We start from the raw sequence: 5524 nt of genomic DNA, 5'->3' as shown, positions 1-5524 counted from the left end.
AGAAAGCTAGTGAATTTGGTTATGTCTTGATTAAAAAAGAGCTACTAGCAGAAAGAGTTTCTTAGAAGTTGCAACTGTTGTAGGAGGAGCAATGTTTGGCGACAATTTATCTATTATCTCTGATACTACAATTGCATCTGTGATGTCTCAAAAGGCTGATATAAAGAAAAAATTAAAACTGAATGCAAAAGTGGCACTAATTGCTTCTATATTCACAATAATTATATTATTTTATAGCTCAAGCAATAGTGCTGCTATTTCAGTTAAGGAGTATTCTTTATTGCTTGTGGCTCCTTACATCATACTTATATTGCTTGCAAACTTTGGAATAAATGTATTTACGGCATTGGTTTTAAGCATAACTTTTGCTGGAATCATTGGATTTATAAATAACAACAATTATGGTTTATTGTTTTTAAGCCAAAACATCACTAAGGGGTTTATGAGTATGCATGAAATTATGCTACTGTCATTGATGGTTGGCGGACTTTCAGGACTGGTAGGTAAAAATTCTAAGGAGTTTGCAGATAAACTTTCATCTTGGGTTATGATACAACGTGGTGGACAAAAAACTGCGCAGTTATTTATTGCAAAAATAGTCAGTATATTTGATATTTTACTTGCAAATAACACCATCGCTATAATTTTTAGTGGTGAAATTGCTAGAGATATTGCTAAGAAATATGAAATACCGCCTCACTATAGTGCAGCATGGCTAGGCATATTTTCTTGTGTATTTCAAGGATTAATACCATATGGCGCTCAATTGCTTTTGGCTAGCACTATTGCTGGAGTTTCACCTTTGGCAGTCGTGCCACACGTATACTATTGCTATGTTTTAGGTATTATTGCAGTGTTATATATTGTATTGAACAAAATTGAGAAAAAAGATTGTGCTTAACATACAAGACAATGCTTCACTTTGTAAAAGATGGATATTCCTAGCAGTATGTGCCCTTGCTTGCTCTGGGTTACTGTCAATAATTGTTATTTTTCTACGATTGCCTTTTATCTCCTCTCTTGTTCCTTCTGCACAATATATTTTTGATAATGCGCTGGTGATACACGTGAACTTGTCAATTTTAGTGTGGATGTGCTCTATAATATCTCTGCTCTTTATCATAAACCTACAAAATACCAATAGTTGGTTTAACTTTTCATGGGTTCTATCAACCCTTTCGATGCTGCTCATGTTTATATCCGCATTCGTTCCAAACACTGAAGTTATCAAAAGTAACTATATTCCCGTATTACAAAATAAATTATTTTTACTTGGACTCAGTTTATTTATTGCCAGTATATTAGTAAATACAATGCTAGCATACACATCAAAAAAAGAGGTTTCATTTCTCTCTGTTGGGCAAATTGGGCTAGTTATTATACTTGTATCGTCATTTCTTTGCTTTGTTTTAGCATATAATAATATGCCTCCAGGTCTATATCACTCAGATAAGAATTTGTTTTACGAATATCTCTTTTGGGGAGGCGGACATTTATTGCAGTTTGCTTTTACTCAAGGAATGTTTTTAGTCTATTTAATAATGCTAAGTTCCAATGATATTAGTTTAGCTTCAAGCAATAAAATTACTATTTTACCACTACTTATAAACACGATTTTAGCTGTAGGCGCACCGTTTGTATATTTTGTTTATCCAGTTGATAGTGCCAAGTTAATACAGTTTTTTACTTGGCATATGAGGATTGCTGGAGCAGTTTTGCCGTGCTTTTTGATAATATTAGTGTGCTGCAACATCAGAACTTTTATTAATAATAAAAGCAACTATTTATTACATTCATTCTTGTTGTTCATTTATGGAGATGTGCTTGGAGTGCTGGCTATTGAAGGAAATGTCACCATTCCCGCTCATTACCATGGTTCTGTAGTTGGTATCACTATAGCTTTTATGAATTTTGTCTACTGGATGTTACCTAAATTAAACTTTAAAGAGATAAAAAGTTCCATGGTAAGATTACAGATTTATGCCTACAGTATAGGGCATTTTCTCCATATCACTGGCCTTGTGTGGCTTGGTGGATATGGTGCTTTAAGGAAGGTTGCAGATCTGCCAAGTATTTCGTCAATGTTAGCACGCACGTGCTTCATTATAGGTGGCGCTATATCAGTTGTTGGTGGAATGTTGTTCGTAATAATTGTGCTTTTACATCTGTTAAAAGGCAAAGCGCGTACCAACTGACCCATAGAAACGAAAAAACTTCCTTGACAAACTCCGCCAGCCCCCTTATCATGGTACTGAAGCTATTTATTTATCTTCTCTGTACAGATTAAATGACAAAAAAACTCACGTATCTGGCGTCTCATGTTTAATTTTTTGCACTATGTGCACTCTATGTCTTTATCAAATTTCTGGGTTTTTACCTACACAAGCTGAAATACGCTTATAAAGCATTTAAAACATTAAAAAACTCCAACTTAAAAAATGGATAGTGAATAATTAGCTGCCTTAGGGTTTCTTTTGCCTTTTTTTCTGTTTAGTAAATTTCTTAACGTTTATAATTTAGATTAGTTGCGATTTAAAAGCAGCTGAGTCGTGGTTATTAAACGTTTAGAATAAAAAAACGCCATACTTGAAAGTATAATGTAAGTAATTAGCCAACCATGGGGCTTCTTTTGCCTTTTTTTTCGTTTGGTAAATTTCTTAATGTTTATGGCTAAAGATTGCACGAATGTTGCAATTACAAAAGCGTTTCTACTAGGAGGGTGTCATCCCAGTGCTTGACACTGGGATCCAGCCTTTCTGCAATCTCATCGGAAACGTTGTAACCACTTTCTATACTAGTTTGCTTGTGAGCAACCTGGATCCTAGTGTCAGCTACTCGGATGACAAAAAAAGGAGCACTGGGATGACAGGAGAGGGAGGCTACTTGGATGACATCATAGGGGCACTGGAATGACAAAAAAAGGAGGCACTGGAACGACAAAGTGGAGTGTCTGCTTCTGTCATCCTATGATAGCTAAAAAGACCTGGTCACGCGCTGGAATGACACCAAAGGGGCTACTGCCCTCTTGGATGGAGACCAGTGTCAGCTACTTAGATGATACCTTTTTTCTACTTAGTTTAGGTTATGCAGAAGTCTAATACAATTATAGAACAAGCTTAAAAATTCTGGTAAAGTAGTTTTATTTACAAAGAAAGAATATGCTACTTGAAATTGAAAAGCGCAGCATAACAAATGCATTGTGGAAGTTGCAAGAAGCAGATCAAAGGCAAATCTTAACTCTTACACAGAGATTTGAGTTACCAGAAATATTAGCAAGAATATTGGTTACTCGTGGTGTTAACATAGAAAATGCAAGCGACTTCTTATATCCACTAATCAGATCGCTATTACCAGATCCCTTTCACCTTCTTGATATGGATAAAGCTGTTTCTCGTATAATACGGGCAATAAAAAATGATGAAAACCTTGCAATATTTGGTGACTATGATGTTGATGGTGCAACATCGTCAGCATTGATTAACAGGTACCTAAGAGCAATCGGTATACACTCTATAATCTACATTCCAGATCGTGTTGATGAGGGTTATGGATTAAACACAGATGCTTTATTACAACTTAAAAAGAATGGAATTGATTTATGTATTTCCGTTGATTGTGGTACGCTTGCATATCAACCAATAGAAGATGCAAAGGCTTTTGGTCTTGATATTATAGTTGTTGACCATCACCTTGGTACGGAAAAATTACCAAGCGCCGTAGCAGTTGTGAATCCAAACCGCCTTGATGAAAGCTCTCCTTATAATAACCTAGCAGCAGTTGGAGTGTCATTTCTGCTAATTGTTGCTCTTAATAAAAGCCTACGTGAGCAAGGATTTTTTACCAATAAAAAAGAACCAGATTTATTTGATCTATTGGATTTGGTTGCTCTGGGAACTGTCTGTGATGTTATGCAGATCACAGGCCTCAATAGAGCACTTGTCTCACAAGGATTAAAAGTTATGTCAACAAGAAAAAACGTTGGCTTGCGTGTTTTATTTGATGCTTTGGGAATCCTTGAAAAACCAAGTGTTTCGCGGTTGGGGTTTAGCATTGGACCGTGCATAAATGCTGGAGGAAGAATTGGAGAAGCATCGCTCGGTGCAAGGTTGCTTTCCACCGATGATGAAGAAGAGGCACATTCAATCGCGCTAAAATTAATAGATTTGAATAATGCAAGAAAAGTGTTAGAAAATGAGGCTCTCTTGGAAGCTACAGCACAAGCGGAAGAGTCTACCCAATCAGGTGCGAATTTTATAATGATAAGTGGCAATTGGCACCAGGGAATAATTGGTATAATTGCATCAAGGCTAAAGGAGCAGTTTCACTTGCCAACAGTAGTGATATCTTTAAATAATGGAATAGGAAAAGCAAGCTGTAGATCAATTTTGGGAGTTGATATCGGTGCTGCAGTCCTTTCCGCAAAGTTTATAAATTTGATTATTGAAGGTGGTGGCCATAGTATGGCGGCAGGATTTTCAATTAAAGAAGACAAAATAAATGATTTGCATGATTTTTTTACTGAAAGATTTTCAAACTCTATAAATGAGAAAACTTTAAAAGCTGATAGTATAGTAACTGCTAAAGCAATAAATTTGTCTTTATGGAATCAATTGCAACGCTTGGGACCATTTGGAGTTGGAAATCCTGAACCAAGGTTTATTATCCAAGGAGCAAAGATAAGAAAGCCTGAAGTTATAGGAGTTGACCATATAAAATGTTTTATTGCTGATGATAATGTTATGGTAAAAGCTATTGCATTTCGTTCTGCAAATACTCATCTTGGCTCTGCTATCATGCAGGGTAATGTTAAAGCTATTTTGGGTAAAATCTCTATGAATTACTGGAATGGCAATGAATTTGTACAATTTTTAATAGAAGATGTATTGACCATTAGTTGAGTGTATCTGTTCAGCAGAGTGGCAAAATAGGTAGACAAGATAAACCAAAAAATCGAGAAAAAGTGAGTTTACAACAACTGGTGTCATGAAATTATCTGACACTGATTTCCATCCAAGAGGGTGTCATCCCAGTGCTCCTATAATGTCATCCCAGTGCGTGACACTGGGATGACACCCTACTTAACCGTCATACCGCGATTCATTCGCGGTATCTCTTAGCCGCTAACAAGTAGCGGGATGACGAGCTTATCGTCATGCCACTGCGAACCGTCATACCGCGATTCATTCGCGGTATCTCTAGATCCCGCTAACAAGCAGCGGGATGACGAGCTTATCGTCACGCCGCCACGAACCGTCATACCTCCGCGGCGCTAACAAGAGATCCCGCTAACAAGCAGCGGGATGACGGTTGTCGTTTAGCCATAAACATTAAAAAATTTACCAAATGAAAAAAAAGGCAAAAGAAACCCTAGTCATTGTCTATTTTCAGTATTGGCGTTTTTAAGTCTTAAACACTGCAATTTAGCTGCTTTTGAATGCAACTAACCTACGCTGCAAATGTTTAAGAAATTTACTAAGCAGAAAAAAAGGCAAAAGAAACCCCGTGTTAGCTAGTTGTCACTCTC

6 protein-coding genes are annotated in these 5524 nt (G+C 36.7%); 5 read left to right on the top strand and 1 reads right to left on the bottom strand.

All coding sequences use genetic code 11. The features are described from left to right. Positions 1 to 91: 91 nt before the first annotated feature. The 5 genes from ACIPNH_RS06155 to recJ all read left to right on the top strand — a co-directional run bounded on the left by ACIPNH_RS06155 (position 92) and on the right by recJ (position 4898). Positions 92 to 901 carry a hypothetical protein gene (locus ACIPNH_RS06155; protein WP_285534911.1) on the top strand — a complete coding sequence of 270 codons (810 nt, stop codon included), beginning with the start codon at positions 92 to 94 and terminating at the stop codon, positions 899 to 901. Then, the gene (locus ACIPNH_RS06150; RefSeq protein WP_400772254.1) at positions 894 to 2195 is read left to right on the top strand and encodes a cbb3-type cytochrome c oxidase subunit I; all 1302 of its coding nucleotides are present in this window, start codon (positions 894 to 896) and stop codon (positions 2193 to 2195) included. The genes ACIPNH_RS06155 and ACIPNH_RS06150 overlap by 8 nt, the downstream gene beginning before the upstream one ends. Positions 2196 to 2730: 535 nt before the next feature. Beyond that, positions 2731 to 2913, top strand: a complete 183-nt coding sequence (locus ACIPNH_RS06145) for a hypothetical protein (RefSeq protein WP_265024640.1) — start codon at positions 2731 to 2733, stop codon at positions 2911 to 2913. Further along, a complete protein-coding gene (locus ACIPNH_RS06140) occupies positions 2910 to 3098 on the top strand; it encodes a hypothetical protein (protein ID WP_264954149.1) in 189 nt (62 codons plus the stop codon). Before ACIPNH_RS06145 ends, ACIPNH_RS06140 begins: the two co-directional genes overlap by 4 nt. Before the next feature lie 60 nt (positions 3099 to 3158). Then, the gene (recJ, locus tag ACIPNH_RS06135; RefSeq protein WP_265041206.1) at positions 3159 to 4898 is read left to right on the top strand and encodes a single-stranded-DNA-specific exonuclease RecJ; all 1740 of its coding nucleotides are present in this window, start codon (positions 3159 to 3161) and stop codon (positions 4896 to 4898) included. Positions 4899 to 5113: 215 nt separating this feature from the next. On the opposite strand, the gene ACIPNH_RS06130 is transcribed toward recJ, so the two are convergent. Further along, positions 5114 to 5257 (bottom strand): hypothetical protein, encoded by a 144-nt coding sequence (locus ACIPNH_RS06130; protein ID WP_400772252.1) that lies wholly within the window; start codon positions 5255 to 5257, stop codon positions 5114 to 5116. Positions 5258 to 5524 lie beyond the last annotated feature (267 nt).

It is taken from the genome of Wolbachia endosymbiont of Drosophila barbarae (assembly GCF_044752445.1).
GTDB lineage: Bacteria > Pseudomonadota > Alphaproteobacteria > Rickettsiales > Anaplasmataceae > Wolbachia > Wolbachia pipientis.
Note: the sequence above shows the minus strand (reverse complement) of the source record. Positions and strands in the feature narration are given on the sequence as shown.

Excerpts from the sequence above, each read along its gene's own strand:
- recJ (WP_265041206.1), top strand. The coding sequence starts at position 3,159 with ATGCTACTTGAAATTGAAAAGCGCAGCATAACAAATGCATTGTGGAAG.
- ACIPNH_RS06130 (WP_400772252.1), bottom strand. The coding sequence starts at position 5,257 with ATGACGGTTCGTGGCGGCGTGACGATAAGCTCGTCATCCCGCTGCTTG.
- ACIPNH_RS06155 (WP_285534911.1), top strand. The coding sequence starts at position 92 with ATGTTTGGCGACAATTTATCTATTATCTCTGATACTACAATTGCATCT.
- ACIPNH_RS06140 (WP_264954149.1), top strand. The coding sequence starts at position 2,910 with ATGACAAAAAAAGGAGGCACTGGAACGACAAAGTGGAGTGTCTGCTTC.